The following is a 24,301-nucleotide window of genomic DNA, read 5'->3' as shown; positions in this document are numbered from 1 at the left end:
AGTACGGACATGCCCGACACCGTGATCGATCCCGCCGAGCTCGGTGCGATCGGTGAGTCCCGCCACAGCAAGCGAGTGCTGCTCGTGTGGGATGCACCCAACCTGGATATGGGCCTCGGCGCGATCCTGGGTGGCCGGCCCACCGCTGCCTACCGCCCACGATTCGATGCGCTGGGCCGATGGCTGCTCAGCCGCACCGCCGAACTGTCCACCTCGGGCACCGCGACACTCGAGCCCGAGGCAACGGTGTTCACCAACATTGCACCCGGCAGCGCCGACGTCGTCCGCCCCTGGGTCGAAGCATTGCGTAACGTGGGCTTCGCGGTGTTCGCCAAGCCCAAGGTCGACGAAGACAGTGATGTCGACGCCGACATGCTCGACCACATCGACTTCCGCAACCGTGACGGCGGCCTCGCCGGTGTCATGGTCGCGTCCGCCGACGGTCAGGCGTTCAAGGGGCCGTTGGAGGCCATCGCAGCTACCGGAGTACCCGTTCAGGTACTGGGATTCCGGGAGCACGCAAGCTGGGCTGTCACGTCGGACATCCTGGAATTCCTCGACCTCGAGGACATTCCCGGCGTCTTCCGTGAGCCACTGCCTCGGGTGAGTCTCGATTCGCTCCCCGACGAGGGCGCGTGGCTGCAGCCCTTCCGACCGCTGTCCGCCCTGCTCGTCGGGCGCCAAGGAGTTTCTTAAGTGTTCGCCAGATGGGGAGACATCGTCTACCGCCTGCGGTACACCGTTATCGGTGTCATGGTGGCCGGGCTGTTGGGCTTCGCTGCCTACGGTCTCGATCTCAACAGCCATCTCAGTCAGAGCGGTTGGGACGATCCGACTTCGGAATCGGCCCAGGCTGCCCGTCTGGCGGATACGACATTCGGACGCGACAAGCAGGGTGACGTCATCGTCCTCTACACCGCACCGCAGGGGTCGTCGATCGACGATCCGGCGTTCCAGTCCAAGGTCGTGGCCAGCCTCGAATCGCTCCCCGTCGACCACCCGGACCAGATCGAGAAGGTCAACGGCACCTACTTCAAGGTGGCCGGCGCACCGAACCTCGCGGCTCTCGGCACCAACGACAAGCAACACGCCATCGCCAGCATCGCCATCAAGGGTGCCAACGACACCGAACTGACGAACAACTTCCAAGCCGTCAAGGACGCCTTCTACATCGACGGGGTCGACGTCCAGGTCACCGGCCTTCAAGCCGTGGCCGGGGCGCTGCAGTCGACGATGGCGGGCGACATCCACCGCATGGAACTGCTGGCGATTCCCGCCGTCGCAGTCCTGCTGTTCTTCATCTTCGGCGGCGTCGTGGCCGCTGCACTCCCGCTGATCATCGGCGGACTGACGGTCGTCGGAGCCAACGGCATCGTCAAGGTGTTCACCAACTTCACCGAGGTCAACTCGTTCGTCGCGCCCGTGGTCTCGCTCGTCGGCCTCGGGTTGGCCATCGACTACGGACTGTTCATCGTCTCGCGTTTTCGAGAAGAGCTGGGCGATGGATATACGACGACGCAGGCGGTGCGCCGTACCGTCATGACGGCGGGTCGCACCGTGGTGTTCTCGGCGACCATGATCGTCGCCTCCCTCGGTGGCCTGCTGCTGTTCCCGCAGGGCTTCCTGAAATCCGTCGCCTACGGGTCCATCGCCACCGTCGCGCTCGCAGCGCTGACGGCCATCACGATCCTGCCCGCGATGCTGGCCATCCTCGGCCCACGCGTCGACGCCCTCGGTCTGAAGTTCATGCGCAAGACCAAGTCGAGTGAAGAGATCGAGAACGGCATGTGGGGCAAGCTCACCCGCTGGGTGATGCGTAACCCCGTCAAGGTCACCGTGCCCATCGTGCTCGGATTGGTCCTGCTGACGCTGCCCGTCGGCAACATCAAATTCGGTGGCATCAACGAGACCTACCTACCGCCGGACAACGTCACCCGCGTCGCGCAGGGTGAGTTCGACAGCCTCTTCCCCGGTCAGCGCACCGAACCCATCAAGATGGTCATCAAGGACGCCCAGGGCGCGACCCTCGCGGCGATCACCAACCAGGCCAACAACGCTCCCGGACTGATCGAGAAGTTCAGCCCCGTCGGTGCCAGTAAAGACGGCGTCATCGTCTTCAAGGCCGGGTTGACCGACCGCAACGACTCGAAGCCCGCTATCGACTTCTTGCGCAGCATCGACGTGCCGGACGGTGCCACGGTGATGATCGGCGGCACACCGGCGATCGAGCAGGACTCGATCAGCGCACTCATCGACAAGCTGCCGCTGATGGCCGTGCTGGTGGTGTTCATCGTGACGATGTTGATGTTCCTGACGTTCGGATCGTTGGTGCTGCCGATCAAGGCGGTGCTGATGACCGTCCTCGGCCTCGGCGCGACCATGGGCATCCTGACGTGGATCTTCATCGAGGGTCACGGGGCGGGACTGATGAACTTCACCCCGGGGCCGATCATGGCTCCGGTGCTGGTGCTGATCATCTCGATTGTGTTCGGCCTGTCCACGGACTACGAGGTGTTCCTACTCTCCAGAATGGTCGAGGCACGCGAAAAGGGTGCCAGCACAAGCGAAGCCATCCGCATCGGAACCTCGCATACCGGACGCATCATCACCGCGGCGGCACTGATCCTCATCGTCGTCACCGGTGCGTTCGCGTTCTCCGATCTGGTGATGATGAAGTACATCGCCTACGGCATGATCGCCGCCCTCATCATCGACGCCACCCTGATCCGCATGTTCCTCGTGCCCGCCACGATGAAGCTGCTGGGCGACGACTGCTGGTGGGCCCCACAGTGGATGAAGCGCATTCAGCGCAAGCTCGGCCTCGGCGAGACCATCCTCGAAGACGAACTGCTGCCCACCGGAGACGTGCCCGAGCTCGCACTCGCGGGCGGTGCACCCTCGTCGACCGTCGCACCCCCGATGCGTCCGACACCGCGCCGCGGTGAGCCCCTCACCGAACCCATCCCGGTGGTGGCACCACACGGAGGTGGACCGATCCGTGCCACGCACGCCGCGAAGGAAGAGTCACGTCGAAGCGTGACCGGACGACCGGCGACGCCACCCGAGCCGACCCGCGCAGCACCGGCCACGCCCCCGAAGCAGGTTGAGCCCCAGCCCGATTCGGCGCAGCCGTACTCGTCGCAGGCCTACTCGCCCCAGGCTCGTTCGTCGCAGGCCTACTCGCCGCAGGCGCCCGCGGCGCGTCCCATTCCGCCGCGTCCTGCCGAACCGCGCCCACCCGTATCCGGGCCGACTCGGGCTCAGCAGGTCCCGCCGCGTCCGCACGTCGAACCCGAACCGACGCAGGCAGCGGACGTCGTTCGCCCCGCTCCCCCGAATCCCGCACCCGCACCCGCACCGGAACGGTCGCCCCGACCGCCGAGTGCACCGCCGAGCCGTACCCGCAGCACGCGAGCGGGACGGGCCGAGGAGCCGGATTCGCGTTCCATCGAAAGTTGGCTGGCCGATCTGCGAGCCCCGAGCGCATCGCAGGCACCACGGCCGAGCACTCCGCGAAGCGAGTCGCCCACCAACGGCTCCCACGGCTCCGACAGCCACACATCGAATGGTCACGGCTCGAACGGTCACAGCACGAACGGTCACAGCACCGATGCCAATGGGTCATCGTCCAACGGCTCGACCACCAACGGCACCGCTACCAACGGAGCAGCTACGAACGGGGCCGATGAGCACGGCACCAACGGCTCCAGCACCGGTGCCCACGGCGGCCCGGCTGCCGGACGCAACGGTTCCGGGCGAAACGTTTCCGGGCGAAACGGCAACGCCGACAACGGTTCCGAACGCCGTGGCTCGAACGGAAACGGCATCGACCGCAACGGTTCGGAGAGCAGTGGTTCCAACAGCAATGGTTCCGACCACCGCACCTCGGAACGACGCGACCCCGAAAGCAACGGCAACGGTGCCGGGGCGAGTTCGGAATCGGATCGCGAGGAGAAGCCGTCCGGTCGGCGTGCTGCTCCGTCCACCGAGGGCGGCGACAGTGGCCGCCACCGCGGCGGCGATAACGGCCAGGTGCTCAGTGTCAGCGAACTGTTGGCTCGGGAGCGCAACCGCTCACGCTGACGACACCCGTCACAGCCGGGCGGCACGCCCTACCCCGCAACGCGTGAATGGACCACTGCACCGTCGAGACGTGTGTGCAGTGGTCCGTTCACGCAATGGGGGTCAGGGGGTTACCGCGCCCTCTCGGTCCGCGAACACCTTGGCGTATCGGGTACCCGCGATCAGCAGCAACAAGCCGACTGCGATGAAGGCGATGACGCGGAACAGGCCGTCCAGGGCGACCAGGTCGAACAGGAACAGTTTGGCGATGGAGGCGGCGGTCAGGGACAGTCCGGCCAGCAGAGCCAGGTGAGCGTGGGCGGCACTCCGCAATCCGAAGGCCAGCAGGGCGAATGCGGCGATCATCCACTCGATCGTGGCGGCGGTGTGCCCGGCGGTGAATCCGGTGGTGTTGCCGCCGATCGAGGTTCCCAGGCTCACGGTGGCCGAGGTGAGGCCGTACAGGGCGAGCACTCCGGAGACGATGGCGAGGGTCTGCATTCCGTCGTCGAGGAGTTTCAGTTCGGTCAGGACATAGGCGAACGCGGATGCTGTTGCAGCGAGCAGTATTCCGCCGATGATGATGCCCGCGTTCCCGGCAGCGTGATCGGAGTCCAGGAGAGCCTCCGGCGGGGAGATCGAGACGAAGGTCAACGCGCCGATCACACCGAACGCGCTTCCGATCAGGTACGCCAACGACGAGCGAGTGCGGTGGGCCGCGGCGAACAGCGCCAGGGCAACCGCGAACAGCACGACCGGACGCACGTCGACCGTCGTCGATCCGACTGCCGCCTGCAGCATTGCCACGGCACCGATGATCGAGACCGTGATGCGGGCATGCGCCGGCAGCCAGTGCACCAGCAACACGATCACCAGTGCCGCGGCCACCAGAACCAACTGCACGGTCACGGTGGTCCACCGATCGAACACGCTCGCCGAGATCAACAGCGGCAGCGCAGCCAGAGCCGTCATGACGGTGGCCGCCACGTCGGAGACGTTGCGGCGCAGCAGTTCCAGAGACATGCTCATCCCGGACGCAGCGACCAGCAGGACGACGAGAAGCAGTCGATAGTCGGTCGGTTCGGACAGGTCGGTGCCGACCAGCGCTATCAGGACCGTGCCGACGAGGGGAAGGGTTCGGACGATCTGCAGCAGCGGCCAATCACGGCCGATCTGGGCCGGGAAGCTCGCAATGTAGGTGGCGATGAAGAACGCGATCAGGGCCAAGGTCGGACCGTCGGTCAGGATGGGGCCGCACGCCGCGACTCCGGCGAGAATCAATACCGCCATCGGCTGCGACTTCCACTGCACTGCGAGAGCTGTTCCAGCAGCCGCGATTCCGAATGCACCGATCAGGCCGATCACCGGATCGAGCCAGCCGTACAGGACGGACGTTGCCAGAACGTCGAGGTACAGACCTGCAATACCTGTGGCGGCCAGAGCAATTCCGCCGACGCGTCCTCCGGACCGGCCGAACACCCGCACACCGGCACCGATCAGGGCGAGGGAGAACACCCCGCCTGCGGCGACGCGCAGGGGCGGCCCGAACCAGCCGGCCTGTGCGGCCAGAACCAGCAGCATCACGACACCGACGAGGGTGACACCCGCGCCTGCGACGGCGAGGAGGCGACTGATGACGCCGTCCCGTTGCCACCACGGCTCACGAGGTGGAACGGGTGGCCGCGGCGCGACCACCGGCCCTCGCAACGCCGGGGCTGCCATGGGCCGGCCGACCACAGGAGGGGGCATGACCGGCGGTGCCGACACCGGGCCGCGCGCAGCGAAGGGTTGCTGCGGTGCAAGCATCTGCGGGGGCGAGAACGACTGCGGAGCGACGGGCGGCACGTACGTCCGCGGCACCGGCTGTGGCCTGGCAGGAGCCGAAGCGGGCGCAGTACCGAGCTGAGACTGCAATGTCTGCAGGTCGACGGCCACCTGACGCATGTGGTCGCCCAGGGAATCGAATCGGCTGGACAGGCGCGCGACGAGTTGCGGGTCCAGCCCGGAGTTCTGGGAAGAAGTCATGGGATAGATCCTGCGGGCCGCGCGGACCGATAGCCTGAGTAGTGCTACTCGGATCCCTCGAGTAGTCCGCCCGACTATCCGAAAATTTTACGGAACGAGCTTCCGAAGGGGTGCTTGACGGTGAGGGAACCGAAGCGGACCTTCCCGGTGAGCACCACGTGCAGCGGTCCGTACGGCGGGCCGGTGCGCACCTTGTTGGTGACGGTACCTGCGACGGCCTCGGCACCGTTGACGTCGGCGGTGGCCTCCGTCGGGAGGATCAACGTGACCGAGCTGCAATAGTCGTCGACGTGAATGTCGACGACCTGACTGACCATGACGGCCTGCGTGAAGTCGAGTGTCACCGACGACAGCCGCGTCACCACGTTCAATCGACGCGGTACGTTCCACGGGCCTTTGCGGGTGATGGTGGACATGCTGCCGCGCACCGTGTCCGGGGTACCGCCGCCGTGTCCCCAGTGCTCCTGCACGACGCGGCGTGGCGTCGGTTGCGGGGTGGGATCAGCGAAGGGTTTCGGCGACGGACGGTGTTCTTCGGCAATCTGCATCCCCGGTAGATCGGCGAGTACCGAGTTCAGCTCGCCCCGGGTCTTCGACGCCAGAGCGGTGTCCATTCTTTCGGTGAACTCACCGAGCGACAACATGCCTTGGCCGACTGCCCGTTGCAGCAGTTGCCCGACGTGCTCGCGTTCGGCATCGGACACTCGCAGATCCCTTGCCTCCATGGGCCCAGGGTAGCGAAGTTCTCAGGCGGCGTGCCCGCGGAGAACCGACAACATTCCGTGTACCGATGCGGGCCAGCCGAACTCTTCTGCGCGTACTCTCGCCGCGATCCGGCGTCCGTCGGCCGGAAGCCGAAGCAGCCGTTGGATTTCCGCTGCGAAGCCGTCCGCGGTGTTGATCGAGGATCCGCCGCACTGCGGGGTGACGATCTGGGCCAGTGCCGAGGTTTCGGAGACGACGACGGGCGTGCCCGCGGCGAGCGATTCCAGTGCGGCGAGGCCGAATGTCTCGTGCGGCCCCGGTGCGAGGGCGATGTCTGCCGAGGCGAGCAGTTCGGCGACGGCCGACCTGCCGTCGACGAAGCCGAGGAAGTCGACGGGCAGCCCGCGGGCGCGTCGTTCGAGGCCCGCTCGTCGGGGGCCGTCGCCGGCGATGACCAACCGAGCCCGCATACCCGAATCGCAGAGCGCGGCAAGCGAATCGATACTGGTCTCGACATGCTTTTCCACCGACAGCCGGCCGCAATGGACCAGCAGCCGGTCGGCGCTACCCAACCATGCCGAGCGCGCGCCGGCTCGACGTCGTCGGGGATGAAACAGCTCGAGATCGACGCCGAGCGGTACCCGATAAACGTTGGGTGTTCCGATTCGATCGAATTCCTGCTGCGCGAACTCGGTGGTGCAGACGACGGCGTCGTACCACTCGGCACTGCGTCGGTTGGCCGCGTCGGCGAGGGGCCGGGCGTACCGCATCGGCATCGTCTGAGCCAGCAGCCGGTCGAGACGCTCATGGGAGATCATCACGCTGCGGATGTCGCGACGCGACGCCCACCTGCCCATTCCGCGCAGGGTCAGCCGATCCGACACTTCGATCACGTCCGGACGTAGACCCGACGCGATCGAGGCCACTCGTCGCGGATCGGCCACGCGGTAGCCGCCGGTGAACGGGACCTTCGGCGCAGGCACTTCGACGCGCGTCACTCCCGACTGCAGCGTCGTCTCACTCCACCGGGCACCCGGCACGATCAGCGTCACGTCGTGACCAGCGGCCACGTAGCCCGATCCCAGCTGATCGACGGCCGTCCGCAGACCGCCGGACCGCGGCCCGTAGAAGTTCGCCAGTTGAACGATGCGCACCTGCTCAGTCTCTCCAGCCGGACGTCCACTCGATGCCACGGCGGTGGATGGTGACCGAACGTTCGGCGAATATCCGTGTGGAGACGGCTACCAGCGGGTAGGTGAGAGCTATGCGAGTGACACTGCAATCCACCGGAGACGCCCCGGCACCCGAGGTCTGGGAGCGTTACATGGACCCGACGGTCTGGAAGACCTGGGCTCCGCAGATCATGGGCGTCGAATACCGGGGCGAACGCCTCGACTCCGACACCACCGGCCGAGTGCTGGGACCGTTGGGGGTGCCGATCGATTTCGAGGTGCACTCGGTGGATGAGCAGTCGTGGACGTGGGCGTGGTCGGCGTGGTTCCAGAACAGGGCCATCGGCGTGGATCTGGCTCACGGTGTCGTCTCCCGACCCAGTGGAACCCGGGCGTGGATCACCATCGACGGCCCGCTGCCGCTGGTCCTGCCCTACCTGCCGATCGCCAAATTCGCGCTCGGCAGGCTGTGTGCCCAGTAGGGGCTACTCGGACCGGGTGACGGTCTTCTCGTCGCTCTTGTCGGCCACTTCGGTCGGCTCGGGTGTCGGAAGCTCGGACTCCTCGCCCGATCCGTCCAGATGGCCGTCGAATTCGTCGATGGCCTCGGCGCGTTCGGCACCGGTCTGATCTTGGTCGGCGTCGACGCCCTTCGTATGCTCGGCCGGATCGACTGTCGTGTCCACTGCTTCGTTGTCGGTCATGGGGTCAAGAGTGCCCGTGGTGCCGGGGCGCAAACCCCTACAGGCCCTTTTCGATGGCGTACCGGGTCAATTCGACGCGGTTGGCCAGCTGCAGTTTGCGCAGTGTCGCCTGCACGTGGTTCTCGACCGTCCGATGGCTGAGCGTCAAACGGGTCGCAATCTGCTTGGCGCTGAGCCCTTTTGCCACCAGCCTGAGCACCTCGGTCTCGCGCTCGGTCAACGTGGGGCGGGTATCGGACTCCGGCTCCGGTGACGACGACATCCGCCGGAACTCGCCGAGAACCAAACCGGCCAGACCCGGAGTGAACACCGCTTGTCCGGCTGCGGTAGCGCGGACGGCGTCGAACAGTTCCTCCGCCGAGGCACTCTTGACGAGGTAACCCGTCGCACCTGCCTTGATCGCGTCGAGTACGTCGCTGCGTTCTGCCGACGCCGAGAGCACCAGAATCGTGGATTTCGGGGACGCGTCCAGCACTGCGACAGTGGCATCGGCACCGTTCCCGTCGGGCAGATGCATGTCCATGAGAACGACGTCGGGCGTGGTGGCTCGCGCGCGGCGTCCGGCCGCGGCTACTCCATCTGCGGTGGCGACCACCCGAAATCCGGCGGCCTCGAGATCCCGGGCGACGCCGTCTCGCCACATGGGGTGATCGTCGACGACCATCACCGCGATCTCGGCGTTCGGATTCTCGTCGCCGGTCATCTCGCTCCTCTCGTTCGCGGAACCCGAATTTCCCATTCGGTGCCCTCGCCCTCTCCGGTGTCGAGTATCGCAGTACCACCGAGAGATTCGACGCGGCCGAGGATGGACTTCGAGACGCCCATCCGGCCCTCGGCCTCGGCGGCAGCGAGCCGCCCGGCGGGTATGCCGCGGCCGTCGTCACGAATGCTCAGGATCAGCTCTCCGCCGACGTCTTCGAGCAGCACATAGGCCTTCGCGTCGGCACCTGCGTGGAGCTCGACGTTGGACAGGGCAGTGGTCACGACGGCAGCGAGCTCGTCGGCGACGTCGGATTCGACGAGCACCGGGTCCGCGGGAGTCGACACCGAGATCGACGTGCCGGCCTGAGTGCGCAGCAGGGCCCGCACGTCGACGATCGATCCGGTGTGATCGTCTCGCGGAGCCGACTGTTCGGAGATCAGCACGCGCAGAGCGACTTCCTGCTCACCGGCGAGCTCGGCGAGTTCGGCTGCCGGTCCGCCTATTTCGAGACCTCGACGGCGAACGAGGGCCAGTACCTGCAGAACCCCGTCGTGCACCTGTCGGGCGAGTCGCTCACGCTCCTCGGTGATCGCGGCCAACCGTGCCGCACTGCGTAATTCCTCGTGGGCGCGCCGGGCGGTGTTCGACGCCAATCCCAACGCGAGTCCGGCCGACAGCAGCACCGGGGCGGTGGCGTCGGACCACAGGTCGGTGTCGAACCGGTCCCGTACCAGGGCACTGACCAACGACATCACCACACCCGAGGCGATACCGCCTCTGGGCCCCAACAGAATTGCGGCGGAGATGACGGCGTTGGTGGCCCACAGCGTGGTGGGCAGGGTCTGGCGGGTGCTGTACCAGTCGTAGTCGGCCACCAACCGCGTCGACGCCATCAGGGCGATCACGATGATCTGATCTGCGAGCACCACCTGCCAGCGCGGCAGGGTGGCCCGCGAGAGCAGGAGCGCCGAGGCTCCGGACCACACGGCCATCAGGGCGACCAACGCCCAACTCAGCCGTGGGTTGGTGTAGTTGTCGACGGTCGCGGCCTGGTAGCTGACGGCGTACACGAGAGTGACCAGACGGAAGGCCTGCGAGGCCCGCCACAGCGGGCTGTCGGGATCGGCCGAGTTCAGCGTCGGCCGCACTCTGTCAGTCGTCCGCATCGGTCTTCGGGTCTGCAGTGTTCAGCTCCCCCTTGGCAAGTCGATCGGGCTCCGAGGAACCGGGAGGGGTGTCCGGGTCGCTGGGTTCGGCGGAGTACAGCGTGTCGCTGACGTCGAGTTCCTCGTACACCTCGTCGGGGTCGTCGGCGAGCAGCGACCGGACGGCGGTGTTGAGCACCGCGACGATCGGGACCGCCAGCAGGCCGCCGACGATGCCCGCGAGCAGTATGCCGACGGTGATGGACAGGACGACGGCCAGCGGGTGCAGCCGAACGGCGCGGCCGAGCAGAAGTGGCTGCAACACATGGCCTTCGAGTTGCATGACCGCTATGACGATACCCAGGGTGATGACGGCCGTGATGAGCCCCTTCGTCACCAGGGCGATGAACACTGCGACGAATCCGGTCAGCACGGCACCGATGATCGGAATGAATGCGCCGATGAACACCAGTGAGGCCAACGGAAGTGCCAGCGGTACACCGAGAATGGCGAGCCCGGCACCGATGCCCACGGCGTCGGCTGCGGCGACGGCCACCGTCGCGCGGACGTATCCGACGAGCGACCCGAAACCTTGGATACCGGCTGTGCGAATCTTCCTGCGCGCCTTCGTCGGTGCGAGCCGGGTGACGAACTGCCAGATCTGATCACCGCCGTACAGGAAGAAGATCAGTGTGAACAGCGTCAGCAGCGCCCCGGTCAGAATCTCGCCGATCACCGTCGCCGTGGTCAGCGCACCACTGGTGACGGCCTCCTGGTTGTCCTGTATGACCTTGACCAGATTGTCGGTCGCCTGCCGAATCTGGTCCTCACTGATGTGCAGCGGCCCGTTACTGAGCCACTCCTCGACGCTGTTGATCGACTGAGTGAACTGATCGCCCACCTGCGGCAGCCCCTCGATGAACTGCTCGACGATGAACGTCATGATTCCGGCGACGACGCCGATGCTGGCGATGATCACGATGATCACCGCGGCGACACGCGGCACTCCTCGGCGCTGCATCCAATCGACGATCGGCACCAGCAGCGCGGCCGCCAGCAGCGCCAGACCCAGCGGGATGACGACCGTGCTCAGTTTGGCGATCACATAGGCAAAAGTGATGAATCCGGCAAACAGGACGAGCAGTCGCCACGTCCATTCCGCCCCCACCCGCACCAGCGGATGCACCGAATCTGCGGCCGAAGTGAGGCGCGGGGACGCCCCCGTACCTTGCGCCCGCAACTCGTCGGTGCTCACCCGCTAAATTTAACCTGTGCTGGCATCTTTCCGAGCGGTCTCGCTCACCCTGAAGAGTCGCTGGCCGCTCTATATGCTCTCGATGCTCATCGCCAACGTCTTCGGCGCGGTGCTCGTATTCGCCTTCGTGCGCTACGGCCTACCCATCCCCGAGTCGGACTCGATCGTCGCCGACCGCGTCCGCAACGTGTACATCTTCGGCGCGTACCTCGGTGTGGCGCTGGTCGTCAGCCTCATCTATGCCTACGTTCTGCTGCGCTCGGTCATCAGGTGGCAGTTGCGGGGCGGCCCGCCCACCCGCAAGGAGCAGATGACGACGCTGCACGCGCCGCTGCGTCAGGCCATCGTGCACCTGATTCTGTGGATCATCGGCGGCATCATCTTCGTGTTGCTGACCATCGCGGAGATGCCGTCGCTGTCGATCGCCGTCATCGTCACCGTCGGCATGGCCGCCACCGTCACCTTCGGTTTCACCTACATGCTCGGCGAACGCATCCTGCGCCCGGTCGCAGCACTGGCCCTGAGCGAAGGCCGCTTCGACCGCACCATGACGCCCGGCGTCGGCACCCGCATGGCCATGACGTGGGGACTGGGCACGTTGATGCCCGTCATCGGCATCATCTTGCTGTGCGCCACCCAGCTGACGACCGACCTGGTGTTCTCGCCGAACGCACTGGCCGTGGCCATCATCCTGCTCAGCGTGCTGGCCATCGTGCAGGCATTCGTCCTGTCGATGCTCACGGCGAGCCAGATCTCCGACCCGATCAGCCAACTGCACAACGCCATCGAACGCGTGCAACGCGGCGAGACCGACGTCGAGGTCGATGTGTTCGACGGCAGCGAGATCGGTCGCCTCCAGGTCGGCTTCAACCGAATGATGGAGGAATCCGCCGAGCGACGCGTCCTGCGTCAGTTGTTCGGCCAGCACGTCGGCGAGGACGTGGCGCGTCGAGCACTGCAGTTCGGTACCGAACTGGGCGGCGAGACACGATTCGTCGCAGTGCTGTTCGTCGACATGGTCGGATCGACCGCCACCGCGTCGGAGCGCCCGCCGAGCGAGGTCGTGGTGTTGCTCAACGAGTTCTTCCGGGTGGTCGTCGACGTCGTCGGACGCCACCACGGCTTCGTCAACAAATTCATGGGCGACGCGGCGCTGGCGATCTTCGGGGCACCGCTGGACCGTCCCGACGCTCCCACCGCTGCCTTGGCCGCGGCGCGTGAACTGCGTTTCGCTCTGGACGAGATCACCGGACTCGACATCGGCATCGGGGTGTCCGCGGGACTGGCCGTCGCCGGCAACATCGGCGCGTCCGAGCGCTTCGAGTACACGGTCATCGGAGACCCGGTCAACGAGGCCTCGCGGCTCACAGAACTGGCGAAACTGCGGCCCGGGCGCGTTCTGGCATCCACCTCGGCCCTGTACTTCGCCGACGACGAGGAGCAGGAACAGTGGGAATTGGGCGACCAGGTGCAACTGCGTGGCCGACGACGGGCAACCCACCTGGCCTGGCCGGTGGAGTATCCCGACTCCCCTTCGAGCGACGGTTAGTCTGACAAGATGCCCGACCCCAGCTCGACCAGCGGACCCGCAGCGCGGCGCCCGCGAAACCGGCTGAGATGGGTCAAGTGGATTGCGGGAATCGCCCTGGTTGCACTGCTAGTGGGCGAGGCAATCTACCTGTGGCCACGGCTGCACGAATCCTGGACAGCCGTACGAGAAATTCACTGGGGTTGGCTGGCGGCGTGCGTATTCGCCCAAGCCGTGTCGCTCAGCGCGTTCGGCCGCGTCCAGAAGCAGCTGCTCGACGCGGGCGGCGTGCAGGTACGCCAGCGCAAATCCGTTTCGGTCATTTACGGCAGCACCGCAATGTCACTCACTCTGCCCGCCGGCCAGGTGTTCTCGACGGCCTTCACCTACCGCGAGACCCGACGCTGGGGTGCGAGTCCGGTTGTCGCCTCGTGGCAGCTCGCCATCTCCGGCGTCATCGCCGCGGCCGGGTTGGCGGTGCTCGGCGTTGCCGGCGGACTGGTTGTCGGCAGTTCGTTCAATACCTTCACCGTGGTGCTGCCGATCATCGGCGTCATCGCGATCGTGGCCGCTGTCCGATACATCTCGAACCACCCGGCGTCCATCAAACAGCTCGCCCGCTGGGGTCTGCGCAAGTACAACGCGTTCCGCAACCACGATCTCGACGCCGGAGCCGAGGCCATCGACAAGGTCATCGGCCAGATTCAATCCGTCCAGCTCGGCAAGCGGGACGGCGCGCTCACACTGTCCTGGTCTGCCGTACATCGGCTCGCGGACGTGGCGTGCCTGGCGTTCGCGTGCTTCGCCGTCGGCGCAGATCCGCGACTGTCCGGGCTGTTCATCGCGTTCGCGGCGGGCAAGGCCGTCGGATCCGTCCCGCTCGCACCCGGCGGCCTCGTGGTCGTCGACGCCACCCTCATCGCATTCCTGACCAGCGCTGCGTCCATCACCGCGTCGCAGGCAGTGGCGTCGGCCCTGGTCTATCGCGGGGTCAGCTTCATCTTGGTCGCCATCGTCGGGTGGATCGTGTTCCTCGTCCTGTTCCGCAAGCACCAGCACGCCGATCTCGAATTCGACATCGCCCTCGAGCGGCAGGAGACCTCGGATCTCGGCCGACCCGCCGAGCACGATCGCGACTCCAAGGGCGACCCGGAGACTGCGTGACCCAGTGCCGTTCGGTATGGCGTCCGTCACTGTCTGTTCACCCGGAATATATACGGACCCCGGTCCGCTTGTGTACTATGAGTTTGAATCTTCAACCCAACAAGGAGTCCTCATGACCACCGCCATCGCACTTCCCGAGCTCACCGCAGGCACCTGGGCCATCGATCCCACCCACTCCACCGTCGGATTCACCGTCCGCCACCTGGTGGTCAGCAAGGTCCGCGGCCGCTTCCAGAACTTCACCGGCACCGTCACCGTCGCCGCCGACGGCACCCCGTCCGTCGACGCCGAGATCGACGTCACCTCGATCACCACCGACAACGAGCAGCGCGACGGCCACCTCAAGACCGCCGACTTCTTCGAGGTCGAGAAGTTCCCGACCGCGACGTTCAAGTCCACCTCGGTCAAGGCCGACGGCGGAAACTTCGTCGTCACCGGAGACTTCACCCTCCACGGCGTCACCAAGTCCATCGACCTCAAGCTCGAGTTCAACGGCGTCAACGCCGGCATGGGCAACGGACCGGTCGCAGGCTTCGAAGCCAGCACCACCATCAACCGCAAGGACTTCGGCATCAGCATCGACATGCCCCTCGAAGGCGGCGGCGCAGTCGTCGGCGACAAGATCGCATTGAACCTCGACATCGAGGCCGGCCTCCAGGCGTAAGTTTCACTCCCGCCTTCCGGATTCCGCCCTCTCCTTCCGGATTCACCCCCGCCTTCCGGATCAATGCGCCTTTGTTGCAGTCCAACCGACTGAAACCCACATTGATCCGGACCTGGGGGGCCGGGATCCAGTGGCATCGAACGGCCCGCACCTGCACTCGTAGGCGCGGGCCGTTCTCGTCGGTGTCCTACAGTGGGCCCGTGAAGTTTCGTTCCCCCGCTGTCGCTGCCGTCCTCGATCTCGTCATGATCGTGCTGTTCGCCGCGATCGGCCGTCGCAGTCACGACGAGGCCACTGCGCTGTCCGGCCTCTTCCACACCGCGTGGCCGTTCGTCGTCGGTGCCGCTGTCGGCTGGATCGCTACGTTCGCTCTGTACCGCAACAAGTTCGACGCGTTCCTCGTCGTTCCGACGGGCATTCTGGTGTGGGTCACCACGGTCGTGGGAGGCATGATCCTGCGCACGGCGACAGGTCAGGGAACCGCTACCGCGTTCATCATCGTTGCGACGATTTCCACCGCGGTTCTGCTGCTCGGCTGGCGCGCGATCGCCAGATTCATTCCCTCGGTTCGGTGACAGGGACTTTTTCGCGATAGGATGATCCACGGTGCGCCGGGAAGTCTGGTCGGCAACTGTTCTGTGCTGCGCACATGCCCGTCGACTCGGCGGACGCGCTCAGCACGCTGTTGCTACCGAAAGGCGTTGTTCCCGTGTCTGATTCACCGATCCCAAAAGAGAAACTGCCGCTGTTCTCTCGCGGTTCCTGGTCCGAGGCAGACCGCATCGCACAGGTCCTGCGCAAAGAAACAGTCGGTGGGGCTCTGCTTCTCGTTGCCACCCTCGTTGCACTGATCTGGGCCAACTCACCGTGGTCCGCCGCCTACGACACAGTGATGAGCACTCGCGTCGGGCCGTCGGCTCTCCATCTCGATCTGACCCTGTCGACGTGGGCCGCCGATGGGCTGCTGGCCATCTTCTTCTTCGTCGTCGGACTCGAACTCAAACGCGAATTCGTTGCCGGCGATTTGCGCGATCCGGCACGCGCCGCATTGCCGGTTGCCGCAGCCGTCGGCGGAATGGCAGTTCCCGCAGTCATTTTCGTGCTGTTCAATCTCGGCACCGGGGACGGTGCCCTCCTCGGCTGGGCCATTCCCACCGCAACCGACATCGCGTTCGCTGTTGCCGTTCTCGCTGTGATCAGCACGCACCTTCCGACCGCGCTGCGTACCTTCCTGCTGACCTTGGCTGTGGTCGACGACCTCCTCGCCGTCAGCGTCATCGCCATCTTCTACACCGACGACATCAACTTCATCGCGCTCGGCCTGACGCTGATTCCGCTGGCTCTGTTCGCTGTCGCCGTGCAGATGCGCGTCCGCTCGTGGTGGATTCTAATCCCGCTGGCGGTGGTGACGTGGGTGCTCATGCACGAGTCCGGCGTCCACGCCACCGTCGCGGGCGTGCTGCTCGGTTTCGCCGTCCCGGTGATCCGGAGCAAGGCCAACGGCGGCCCCGAAGCAGGCCCCGGACTCGCCGAGCACTTCGAGCACAAGATCCGGCCCATCTCCGCGGGCATCGCGGTGCCCCTGTTCGCCTTCTGCGCAGCCGGTGTCACAGTCGGTGGATTCTCCGGCCTGGCCAGTGCCCTGACCGACCCGATCGCCATCGGCATCATCGCCGGCCTCGTCATCGGTAAGGCCATCGGCATCTTCGGCACCACCTACCTCGTCTCCCGTTTCACCCGGGCGACACTGGATGCCGGACTGAAATGGCTCGACGTGTTCGGTGTCGCGATGCTCGCGGGTATCGGATTCACCGTGTCGCTACTGATCGGCGACCTCGCCTTCGGCGAAGGAACTCAACGCGACGACCACGTCAAGGTCGGTGTGCTCACCGGTTCGATCATCGCCGCAACCATCGCCTCGATCATTCTGCGCACCCGCAACAAGGCGTACCGGGACATCTACATCGAAGAGACCCGCGACGACGACCACGACGGCATCCCGGACGTGTATCAGAAGTAGCGAGCGTTGGAATCCGGACCGCTCCGGTGACACGATGAGTCCGTGAGCGAGACCGTGCGCGAACTGTTGACCCGGCACATCGACGCCGGACTGATGCCGGGGGCAACAGCACTCCTGGGTGGCCCTGACGCGGAACCCGTCGCACTCGGGTCATCCGCGGTCGGCGGTCCACCGATGGCAGTCGACGCCATCGTCCGGATTCAGTCGATGACCAAGATCGTCACCAGTGTGGCCGCCCTGCGGCTCGTGGAGGCGGGTCGACTGACGCTGGACGACGACATCGCACCCTGGCTTCCCGAACTCGCCGTCCGCCGTGTGCTCACCCGCCCCGACGCCGCACTCGACGACACCGTTCCTCAGGACCGCCCGATCACGTTGCAGCACTTGCTCACCAACACCAGTGGGTACGGAATTCAGATGGGAGATACCCCGCTGGCCCGGGCAATGAGGGACAACGACACGGAAGCCGGCCCCGCGCCGTCCCCGCTCGGCGCGGACGAGTGGTTGGCACGCATGGCGGATCTCCCTCTGGCTTTTCAGCCCGGTACCGGGTGGCGCTACCACCACGGCTTCGCGATCCTCGGCATCCTCGTCTCTCGGATCGTCGGCCGGTCACTGCAGGATCACTTCCGCGACGACCTGTTCGGACCACTCGACATGCCCGACACCGGACTGTGGGTACCCACCGACCGATGCCATCGCCTGACGGCGGCCTACCGGTACGAGGACGGGTCGTTGATCGAGACCGAACCAGCCGCCGGCGGGCCCTACGCAGGAACGCCCGCTGTCGATGTGAGTCACGGCGAGTTGGTGTCGACGGTGACCGATTTTCACCGCTTTCTTCGTATGATCGCGACGGTGGTGTCGACCGAGCATCTGGAGCTCATGACACACGACCAAGTGCCTGCGTCGATCAAGACGGACGAGAGCTTCTACCCGGGCTTCTGGCCGGGCACGGGGTGGGGATTCGGCGTTTCGGTCGTCACCGAAGGAGAGCACCTCGGTCGGTACGGATGGTCCGGCGGGCAGGGGACCGACTTCTTCGTCGACCCGGACGGGACGGTCGGCATCCTGCTGACGCAGACCGAATTGTGCGAAGCCGCCTTCGCGCTGCTGTCGGAGTTCCAGGAACTGCGCTGACAGGATCGACGCTGAGTCGAGTGCAGCACCTACAGTTGTCGCCGTGATCGACCATCGATTCCTCGCATGACGAATCCGCCATCGCTCGCCCGTCGACTCGGGTTGTTCGACGCCATCGCCATCGGTGTCGGTTCGATGGTCGGAGCGGGAGTGTTCGCGTCCTTCGCGCCCGCGTCGGCCGCAGCGGGTGCCGGCTTGCTGATCGGCCTCGCCATCGCGGCTGTCGTCGCGTTCTGCAACGCGACGTCGTCCGCGCAACTCGCCGCCCAGTATCCGACGTCGGGCGGGACATACATCTACGGCCGAGAGCGGCTCGGTGAGTGGTCCGGCTTTCTGGCCGGGTGGAGCTTCGTCATAGGCAAGACCGCCAGTTCCGCAGCCATGACACTGGTGTTCGCGGCCTACGTCGCACCTGCCGGGTACACGAAAGTCGTTGCTGTTCTTGCCATTGTTGCGTTGACGGTGGTGAACTACTTCGGCATCAGTCGCACGGCGCTGCTGACGAAGATCATCGTCACCGCGGTGCTCGCCATCCTCGCCGTCGGGGTGGTACTGGGCTTCGCGGGCTCGCCGGGGAGCGGTATCGGCAGTGCGGAATCCTTCACCGGGGACGGCTGGTACGGAATTCTGCAGTCGGCCGGTCTCCTGTTCTTCGCCTTCGCCGGCTACGCACGCATTGCCACTCTGGGCGAGGAGGTCGTCCGGCCCGAGCGCACCATTCCGCGCGCCATCGTGTCCGCCCTCGCTATCGCGTTGGTCGTCTATGCGGTGATTGCACTGACCTTGTTGTCGGTCCTCGGCCCCGATTCACTGGCGTCGTCGACGGCTCCTCTGGTCGATCTCGTTGTGGCATCCGGACATTCGTGGGCGTCACCGCTGATGCGCATCGGCGCGGCGTTGGCCGCGTTGGGAGCGTTGCTGGCCTTGATCGCCGGCATCGGACGCACCTCACTGGCAATGGCCCGCCACGACGATCTGCCGTCGTATCTGACCGCGGTCCACCCCCGCTACTCGGTTCCGCATCGCGCCGAGATCACTCTCGCAGTGATCGTCTGCGTCCTCGTTCTCGTCGTCGATCTACGCAACGCCATCGGCTTCTCGTCGTTCGGGGTGCTGCTGTACTACCTGGTTGCGAACCTGAGCGCCTACACCCAGGACACCGAGAACCGGCGGTACCCGAAGGCTCTGCAGATCGTCGGCAGTATCGGATGCATCGTCCTGATAGCCACGCTGCCTGCGACGTCCATTGCCGTCGGAACCGTGGTGGTCGTGCTCGGTGTCGCGTATCGGCTCGTCCGCGTTCGGCCACTGTTCACTTGACGACTGGTTCGATGAACATCAATATAGACGCATGTCGAACCAAGACCGGCCGTCCGTCGACGACGAGTGCTGCTCGCCGCTGATTCGCGAGCCCCTCACCGTGGACTGGGCCGGAGATCTCGCCCGCATGTTCAAAGCTCTGGGGGATCCCGTCCGGCTGCGTCTACTCAGCCTCGTTGCCAGCCACGCCGGCGGCGAAGCATGTGTCTGCGATATCTCCCCCGCATTCGACCTCTCCCAACCCACCATCTCCCACCACCTCAAGGTCCTACGCGAGGCAGGCCTGCTCGACTGCGAGCGCCGCGGGACCTGGGTGTACTACTGGGTGGTTCCTACTGCGCTGCAACAGCTGTCGTCGGTTCTCGACTCGGCCGATCCGACGGCGGTCATGGCATGAGCACATCGACCGAGACCGCCGTGGTCGGCAAGCTCTCCACCCTCGACCGTTTTCTCCCCGTGTGGATCGGGGTGGCCATGGTCGTGGGCCTTCTGCTGGGACGGGTGATTCCCGGGCTGAACGACGCCTTGTCGTCCATCTCCATCGACGGAGTCTCACTCCCGATCGCCGTCGGACTGCTGATCATGATGTATCCGGTGTTGGCGAAAGTGCGCTACGACCGCCTCGACACCGTCACCGGCGACAAGCGTCTGCTGATCGGCTCCCTGCTCCTCAACTGGATCCTCGGACCGGCGCTGATGTTCGCTCTCGCATGGCTTTTCCTGCCCGACCTGCCTGAGTATCGAACCGGCCTGATCATCGTCGGTCTGGCTCGATGTATCGCGATGGTCATCATCTGGAACGACCTCGCCTGCGGCGACCGAGAGGCCGCCGCGGTTCTGGTGGCCATCAACTCGGTGTTCCAGGTCTTCATGTTCGCCATCCTCGGATGGTTCTACCTCTCCGTACTTCCCGGCTGGCTCGGGTTGGAACAGACGACCATCGAAGCCTCGCCCTGGCAGATCGCGAAATCGGTGCTGATCTTCCTCGGCATTCCGCTGATTGCGGGATTCGCCTCGCGCTTCTTCGGTGAGCGCGCCAAGGGCCGCGAGTGGTACGAGGAGAAGTTCATCCCCAGGATCGCCCCGTGGGCGCTCTACGGTTTGCTGTTCACCATCGTCATTCTCTTTGCGCTGCAGGGTGATCAGATCACGTCGCAGCCGTTCGACGTGGTGCGTATCGCGCTGCCTCTACTGGTGTACTTCGCGGTGATGTGGGGCGGCGGCTACGCCCTCGGTGCCGCAATGGGTCTGGGCTACGAGCGCACCACCACCCTCGCGTTCACCGCTGCAGGCAACAATTTCGAGCTGGCGATTGCCGTCGCCATCGCGACCTACGGCGCGACCTCCGGGCAGGCACTCGCCGGAGTCGTCGGACCACTCATCGAGGTGCCGGTCCTGGTCGGCCTCGTGTACGTGTCGCTTGCACTACGTAAACGCTTCGCCCCCAGCCTTTCCACGACCACGTCACCGAAGGAATCCTGATGTCCGACACACCCAGTGTTCTCTTCGTCTGCGTCCACAACGCCGGTCGATCTCAGATGGCCGCGGGATTTTTGAGCCACCTCGCCGGCGACGCGATCGAGGTTCGCTCCGCCGGAAGCGCTCCGGCGGAATCCATCAACTCGGCAGCGGTCGAGGCCATGGCCGAACTCGGCATCGACATCTCGTCGCAGTCTCCGAAGATTCTCACACCCGAGGCCGTCGAGACGTCCGACGTCGTCATCACCATGGGCTGCGGTGACGCCTGCCCGGTGTTCCCCGGAGTGAGTTACCGCGACTGGGCACTGGCCGATCCGGCAGGCAAAGGCGTCGAAGCCGTGCGGCCGATTCGCGACGAGATCAAGAGTCGAATCGAAAAACTGATCGCCGAACTGGCTCCAGCGAAGCAGAGTTCGGCGTCATGACGACACCCAGCGTGCTGTTCGTCTGCGCCAAGAACGGCGGCAAGTCACAGATGGCCGCAGGTTTGATGCGCAAGATCGCCGGGGATTCGGTCGAAGTACATTCTGCCGGAACGAAACCTGGTGGCGGCGTCAACGCGTTGTCGGCCGAGGCTCTCCTCGAAGTCGGTGTCGACCTGTCCGGTGGTCGGCCGAAGCCCATCGATCCGGAGTTATTGTCTCGCATCGACTACGTGATCACCCTCGGTAGCGAGGCGCACGTGGAACCCGTGGACGGCCCGACGTTCGAGAACTGGCACACCGACGAGCCGTCCGAGCGTGGTATCGACGGGATCGAGCGGATGCGTCTGGTACGCGACGATATTGCCGGTCGCGTCGAGGAACTTGCGTCCCGAATGCTCAGCGTGAGCAGCTGATTCGCATGAAGTACGAGGTAGTGGTGATCGGCGGTGGTCAGGCAGGGCTGGCCGCCGGCTACTACCTGCGCCGAGCCGGGCTGGACTTCGTCATCCTCGACGACCAGACCAATGCCGGCGGTTCGTGGCAGGACTACTGGCCCTCGCTGCATCTGTTCTCACCCGCAGAGTACTCGCGACTGCCCGGTTGGCCGATGCCGTCGTGGCACAGTGGTTTTCCGCCGGCATCGCATGTGGTGGACTACCTTCAGGTGTACGAGAAGAAGTACGACTTGCCGGTGCGCAGGCCCGTCGCGGTGCAGTCCGTGCACAGAGTCGACGGCGGCTACCGAATCGACACCGACGGCGAGTCGTACGGTGCCGCAGCAGTCGTCAATGCGACGGGAACGTGGTCTCGGCCGTTCTGGCCGAGCTACCCGGGCATGCGTGAGTTCGGTGGGACTCAGCTGCATGCCGCCGACTACCGAACGCCGGATCAGTTCGTGGGCAAGCGAGTAGGAATCGTCGGCGGCGGAAACTCGGCCGCTCAGATACTTGCCGAGATCTCCACCGTCGCCGAGACCCTGTGGTTCACCAACCGCGAACCCAGGTTTCTACCCGACGATGTCGACGGCCGAGTGCTGTTCGATGTCGCCAGCGATCGGGCTCGTGCTCTCGCATCGGGCGATGCGGATACCGGCGGGGTCGCCGGCCTGGGCGACATCGTGATGGTCCCGCCAGTGCGAGAGGCCCGCGAACGTGGAGTACTGCATGCTCGGCCGATGTTCACCGCGCTCACCTCCGACGGCGTCACCGACGGACACACGACCGAAACACTGGATGCAATCGTGTGGTGCACCGGCTTTCGCCCTGCTCTGCACCACCTGCGGCCACTGCACCTGCACGCCGACGGGTCCGGAATCATGCTGGACGGCAATCATGTTCGAGACGAGCCGAACCTGCTGTTTCTCGGTTACGGCGACTGGACCGGCCCGGCATCGGCAACGCTCATCGGTGTCGGCCGCACAGCACGCGCAGCGGTGGACACTCTCGCTCGACGAGGAAAGGTAGATCAGCCATGAACGAATACCCCGTGGTGGTCATCGGCGCCGGCCCCATCGGTCTGGCTGCCGCAGCACATCTCACCGAAACCGGCTCTGCCGTGGCCGTTCTCGAACGCGGGTCGTCCGCAGGTGCGGCAGTGTCCGACTGGAATCACGTGCGATTGTTCTCCCCGTGGTCGGAGGTCGTGGATCCCGCTGCCGCACGGTTGCTCGAGCCGACCGGGTGGACTTCACCGGACGGCGACGCCTACGCCACCGGACGCGAATGGGTGGAGCGATACCTAGCGCCTCTCGCCGCTGTTCTCGGAGAAGCCGTTCGAGTCGACTCCGAAGTAGTCGGCGTAGCCCGCCGCGGACGCGACCGCGTCGTCGACGCCGGCCGCGACACCGAGCCCCTGTCCGTTCACATCCGGCATTCCGACGGCAGCGAGGAACGTATTCTGGCCCGCGCGGTAATCGACGCGTCGGGCACCTGCGGATCGCCGAATCCACTGGGCAGTGAGGGACTTCCAGCCATCGGCGAGAGGTCCGCCGTAGACCGGATCAACTATCGAATTCCCGATCTGACCGATCCGGTGATTCGCGCCCAGTTCGCGGGCAAGCACACGGTCATCGCAGGCAGCGGCCACTCCGCCCTGACCGCCATCATCACCTTCGCCGAACTCGCTGCAGAGGAAACAGGAACGACGCTCACCTGGGCCGTGCGCCGAGGCGTCACCGCAGACGTATTCGGCGGCGGGGAAGCCGACGAACTTGCTGCCCGCGGCGCTCTGGGCCTACGCGCGAGGAAGGCCGTCGAAGACGGCTTCCTCACCGTGCGATCGGGATTCCGCACCGAAACCGTTGCGGTGGAGGGTGATCGACTCACCCTCGTGGGCGATACCGGCGCCCGCATCGAGAACGTCGACCGCGTCGTCGCACTGACCGGGTTCCGCCCGGACCTGTCGTGGCTGTCCGAGGTCCGTCTCGATCTCGATCCCACCCTGCAGGCACCCAGATTCGTCGCAGAGTTGGTGGACCCCAACATGCATTCCTGCGGCTCGGTGTCACCGCACGGAGTCGAAGAACTCACCCAACCCGAGCCCGGCTTCTACCTGGTGGGTATGAAGAGCTAAGGCCGCGCGCCGACGTTCCTGGCGATGACCGGATACGAGCAGGTGCGCAGCATCGCCGCCGAACTGGCCGGCGATCACGAGGGCGCGCGAAAGGTGGAGCTGACGTTGCCCGACACCGGCGTCTGCGGTGGGGCCGGCCTGTTCGACGAGCCCGACGCCCCCACGACCGGTGGATGCTGCGGTGCCCCGGCGGCTCCGGAATTGATCGCACTGACCTGA

At 65.6% G+C, this 24,301-nt stretch carries 22 protein-coding genes and 1 pseudogene; 16 read left to right on the top strand and 7 right to left on the bottom strand.

The genetic code is table 11. From position 1 onward, the window contains the following. Positions 1-9: 9 nt before the first annotated feature. Together QM588_RS02955 and QM588_RS02950 are read left to right on the top strand one after the other, a co-directional pair. A complete protein-coding gene (locus QM588_RS02955; protein ID WP_228139387.1) occupies positions 10-696 on the top strand; it encodes an NYN domain-containing protein in 687 nt (228 codons plus the stop codon). Next, positions 697-4,083 (top strand): MMPL family transporter, encoded by a 3,387-nt coding sequence (locus tag QM588_RS02950; RefSeq protein WP_283311332.1) that lies wholly within the window; start codon positions 697-699, stop codon positions 4,081-4,083. Between the two features lie 102 nt (positions 4,084-4,185). On the opposite strand, the gene QM588_RS02945 is transcribed toward QM588_RS02950, so the two are convergent. From QM588_RS02945 to QM588_RS02935, 3 genes are all read right to left on the bottom strand, one after another. Next, the gene (locus QM588_RS02945) at positions 4,186-6,087 is read right to left on the bottom strand and encodes a DUF2339 domain-containing protein (protein WP_283311330.1); all 1,902 of its coding nucleotides are present in this window, start codon (positions 6,085-6,087) and stop codon (positions 4,186-4,188) included. A gap of 74 nt (positions 6,088-6,161) precedes the next feature. Beyond that, entirely contained in the window at positions 6,162-6,812 is a 651-nt protein-coding gene (locus QM588_RS02940; protein ID WP_283311329.1) for a DUF1707 SHOCT-like domain-containing protein, read from the bottom strand. A 21-nt stretch (positions 6,813-6,833) separates the two neighbouring features. Continuing rightward, positions 6,834-7,946 carry a glycosyltransferase gene (locus QM588_RS02935; RefSeq protein ID WP_283311327.1) on the bottom strand — a complete coding sequence of 371 codons (1,113 nt, stop codon included), beginning with the start codon at positions 7,944-7,946 and terminating at the stop codon, positions 6,834-6,836. 110 nt (positions 7,947-8,056) lie between these two features. Between QM588_RS02935 and QM588_RS02930 the strand changes: the two genes are divergently transcribed. Beyond that, positions 8,057-8,446: a MarR family transcriptional regulator gene (locus QM588_RS02930; protein WP_230073191.1), complete on the top strand. Its 390-nt coding sequence runs from the start codon at positions 8,057-8,059 to the stop codon at positions 8,444-8,446. 3 nt (positions 8,447-8,449) lie between these two features. Here QM588_RS02930 and QM588_RS02925 read toward each other — a convergent pair whose 3' ends face one another. From QM588_RS02925 to QM588_RS02910, 4 genes are read right to left on the bottom strand one after another with little or no spacing between them, the layout of a single operon-like run. Beyond that, the gene (locus tag QM588_RS02925; protein ID WP_045841033.1) at positions 8,450-8,668 is read right to left on the bottom strand and encodes a hypothetical protein; all 219 of its coding nucleotides are present in this window, start codon (positions 8,666-8,668) and stop codon (positions 8,450-8,452) included. A 37-nt stretch (positions 8,669-8,705) separates the two neighbouring features. Next, complete coding sequence (locus QM588_RS02920) at positions 8,706-9,332, bottom strand: response regulator (RefSeq protein ID WP_027495360.1); 627 nt, start codon at positions 9,330-9,332, stop codon at positions 8,706-8,708. A gap of 35 nt (positions 9,333-9,367) precedes the next feature. Beyond that, positions 9,368-10,537, bottom strand: coding sequence for a MacS family sensor histidine kinase (macS, locus tag QM588_RS02915; protein ID WP_283311323.1), 1,170 nt, complete (start codon positions 10,535-10,537; stop codon positions 9,368-9,370). Next, a complete protein-coding gene (locus QM588_RS02910; protein ID WP_371828769.1) occupies positions 10,524-11,771 on the bottom strand; it encodes an AI-2E family transporter in 1,248 nt (415 codons plus the stop codon). Before QM588_RS02910 ends, macS begins: the two co-directional genes overlap by 14 nt. Positions 11,772-11,844: 73 nt before the next feature. Between QM588_RS02910 and QM588_RS02905 the strand changes: the two genes are divergently transcribed. The 13 genes and pseudogenes from QM588_RS02905 (at position 11,845) to QM588_RS02845 (ending at position 24,301) form a co-directional block, all read left to right on the top strand. Continuing rightward, positions 11,845-13,320, top strand: a complete 1,476-nt coding sequence (locus QM588_RS02905; RefSeq protein WP_283311811.1) for an adenylate/guanylate cyclase domain-containing protein — start codon at positions 11,845-11,847, stop codon at positions 13,318-13,320. A 9-nt stretch (positions 13,321-13,329) separates the two neighbouring features. After that, positions 13,330-14,463 (top strand): lysylphosphatidylglycerol synthase transmembrane domain-containing protein, encoded by a 1,134-nt coding sequence (locus QM588_RS02900; protein ID WP_283311322.1) that lies wholly within the window; start codon positions 13,330-13,332, stop codon positions 14,461-14,463. Between the two features lie 112 nt (positions 14,464-14,575). Continuing rightward, on the top strand, positions 14,576-15,127 hold the full coding sequence (locus QM588_RS02895; RefSeq protein ID WP_283311319.1) for a YceI family protein: 552 nt from the start codon (positions 14,576-14,578) through the stop codon (positions 15,125-15,127). A gap of 200 nt (positions 15,128-15,327) precedes the next feature. Continuing rightward, on the top strand, positions 15,328-15,702 hold the full coding sequence (locus QM588_RS02890) for a DUF3054 domain-containing protein (RefSeq protein WP_032367109.1): 375 nt from the start codon (positions 15,328-15,330) through the stop codon (positions 15,700-15,702). 164 nt (positions 15,703-15,866) lie between these two features. Continuing rightward, positions 15,867-17,147 (top strand): Na+/H+ antiporter NhaA, encoded by a 1,281-nt coding sequence (gene nhaA / locus QM588_RS02885; RefSeq protein WP_442972862.1) that lies wholly within the window; start codon positions 15,867-15,869, stop codon positions 17,145-17,147. Positions 17,148-17,189: 42 nt separating this feature from the next. Further along, entirely contained in the window at positions 17,190-18,287 is a 1,098-nt protein-coding gene (locus tag QM588_RS02880; protein ID WP_283311315.1) for a serine hydrolase domain-containing protein, read from the top strand. A 66-nt stretch (positions 18,288-18,353) separates the two neighbouring features. After that, positions 18,354-19,607: an APC family permease gene (locus QM588_RS02875; RefSeq protein WP_283311314.1), complete on the top strand. Its 1,254-nt coding sequence runs from the start codon at positions 18,354-18,356 to the stop codon at positions 19,605-19,607. Positions 19,608-19,638: 31 nt separating this feature from the next. After that, positions 19,639-20,004 (top strand): ArsR/SmtB family transcription factor, encoded by a 366-nt coding sequence (locus tag QM588_RS02870; RefSeq protein ID WP_283311313.1) that lies wholly within the window; start codon positions 19,639-19,641, stop codon positions 20,002-20,004. Beyond that, positions 20,001-21,089, top strand: a complete 1,089-nt coding sequence (gene arsB, locus QM588_RS02865; RefSeq protein WP_283311311.1) for an ACR3 family arsenite efflux transporter — start codon at positions 20,001-20,003, stop codon at positions 21,087-21,089. Before QM588_RS02870 ends, arsB begins: the two co-directional genes overlap by 4 nt. After that, on the top strand, positions 21,089-21,511 hold the full coding sequence (locus QM588_RS02860; RefSeq protein ID WP_283311310.1) for an arsenate reductase ArsC: 423 nt from the start codon (positions 21,089-21,091) through the stop codon (positions 21,509-21,511). Before arsB ends, QM588_RS02860 begins: the two co-directional genes overlap by 1 nt. Continuing rightward, positions 21,508-21,924 carry an arsenate-mycothiol transferase ArsC gene (locus tag QM588_RS02855; protein WP_283311309.1) on the top strand — a complete coding sequence of 139 codons (417 nt, stop codon included), beginning with the start codon at positions 21,508-21,510 and terminating at the stop codon, positions 21,922-21,924. Before QM588_RS02860 ends, QM588_RS02855 begins: the two co-directional genes overlap by 4 nt. A gap of 5 nt (positions 21,925-21,929) precedes the next feature. Continuing rightward, on the top strand, positions 21,930-22,985 hold the full coding sequence (locus QM588_RS02850) for an ArsO family NAD(P)H-dependent flavin-containing monooxygenase (RefSeq protein ID WP_283311307.1): 1,056 nt from the start codon (positions 21,930-21,932) through the stop codon (positions 22,983-22,985). After that, positions 22,982-24,301, top strand: a pseudogene (locus QM588_RS02845) (NAD(P)-binding domain-containing protein). Before QM588_RS02850 ends, QM588_RS02845 begins: the two are co-directional and overlap by 4 nt.

The organism is Rhodococcus sp. IEGM 1354, from assembly GCF_030056855.1.
In the GTDB taxonomy this organism is placed as follows: domain Bacteria; phylum Actinomycetota; class Actinomycetes; order Mycobacteriales; family Mycobacteriaceae; genus Rhodococcoides.
This window is presented reverse-complemented; position numbering and strand designations above follow the sequence as displayed.

Coding starts and splice junctions, on each gene's coding strand:
- QM588_RS02900 (WP_283311322.1), top strand. CDS start 13,330: ATGCCCGACCCCAGCTCGACCAGCGGACCCGCAGCGCGGCGCCCGCGA.
- QM588_RS02875 (WP_283311314.1), top strand. CDS start 18,354: ATGACGAATCCGCCATCGCTCGCCCGTCGACTCGGGTTGTTCGACGCC.
- QM588_RS02940 (WP_283311329.1), bottom strand. CDS start 6,812: ATGGAGGCAAGGGATCTGCGAGTGTCCGATGCCGAACGCGAGCACGTC.
- QM588_RS02955 (WP_228139387.1), top strand. CDS start 10: ATGCCCGACACCGTGATCGATCCCGCCGAGCTCGGTGCGATCGGTGAG.
- QM588_RS02895 (WP_283311319.1), top strand. CDS start 14,576: ATGACCACCGCCATCGCACTTCCCGAGCTCACCGCAGGCACCTGGGCC.
- QM588_RS02860 (WP_283311310.1), top strand. CDS start 21,089: ATGTCCGACACACCCAGTGTTCTCTTCGTCTGCGTCCACAACGCCGGT.
- QM588_RS02855 (WP_283311309.1), top strand. CDS start 21,508: ATGACGACACCCAGCGTGCTGTTCGTCTGCGCCAAGAACGGCGGCAAG.
- QM588_RS02925 (WP_045841033.1), bottom strand. CDS start 8,668: ATGACCGACAACGAAGCAGTGGACACGACAGTCGATCCGGCCGAGCAT.
- QM588_RS02870 (WP_283311313.1), top strand. CDS start 19,639: ATGTCGAACCAAGACCGGCCGTCCGTCGACGACGAGTGCTGCTCGCCG.
- QM588_RS02930 (WP_230073191.1), top strand. CDS start 8,057: ATGCGAGTGACACTGCAATCCACCGGAGACGCCCCGGCACCCGAGGTC.
- QM588_RS02905 (WP_283311811.1), top strand. CDS start 11,845: ATGCTCTCGATGCTCATCGCCAACGTCTTCGGCGCGGTGCTCGTATTC.
- macS (WP_283311323.1), bottom strand. CDS start 10,537: ATGCGGACGACTGACAGAGTGCGGCCGACGCTGAACTCGGCCGATCCC.
- QM588_RS02920 (WP_027495360.1), bottom strand. CDS start 9,332: ATGGTCGTCGACGATCACCCCATGTGGCGAGACGGCGTCGCCCGGGAT.
- QM588_RS02850 (WP_283311307.1), top strand. CDS start 21,930: ATGAAGTACGAGGTAGTGGTGATCGGCGGTGGTCAGGCAGGGCTGGCC.
- arsB (WP_283311311.1), top strand. CDS start 20,001: ATGAGCACATCGACCGAGACCGCCGTGGTCGGCAAGCTCTCCACCCTC.
- QM588_RS02945 (WP_283311330.1), bottom strand. CDS start 6,087: ATGACTTCTTCCCAGAACTCCGGGCTGGACCCGCAACTCGTCGCGCGC.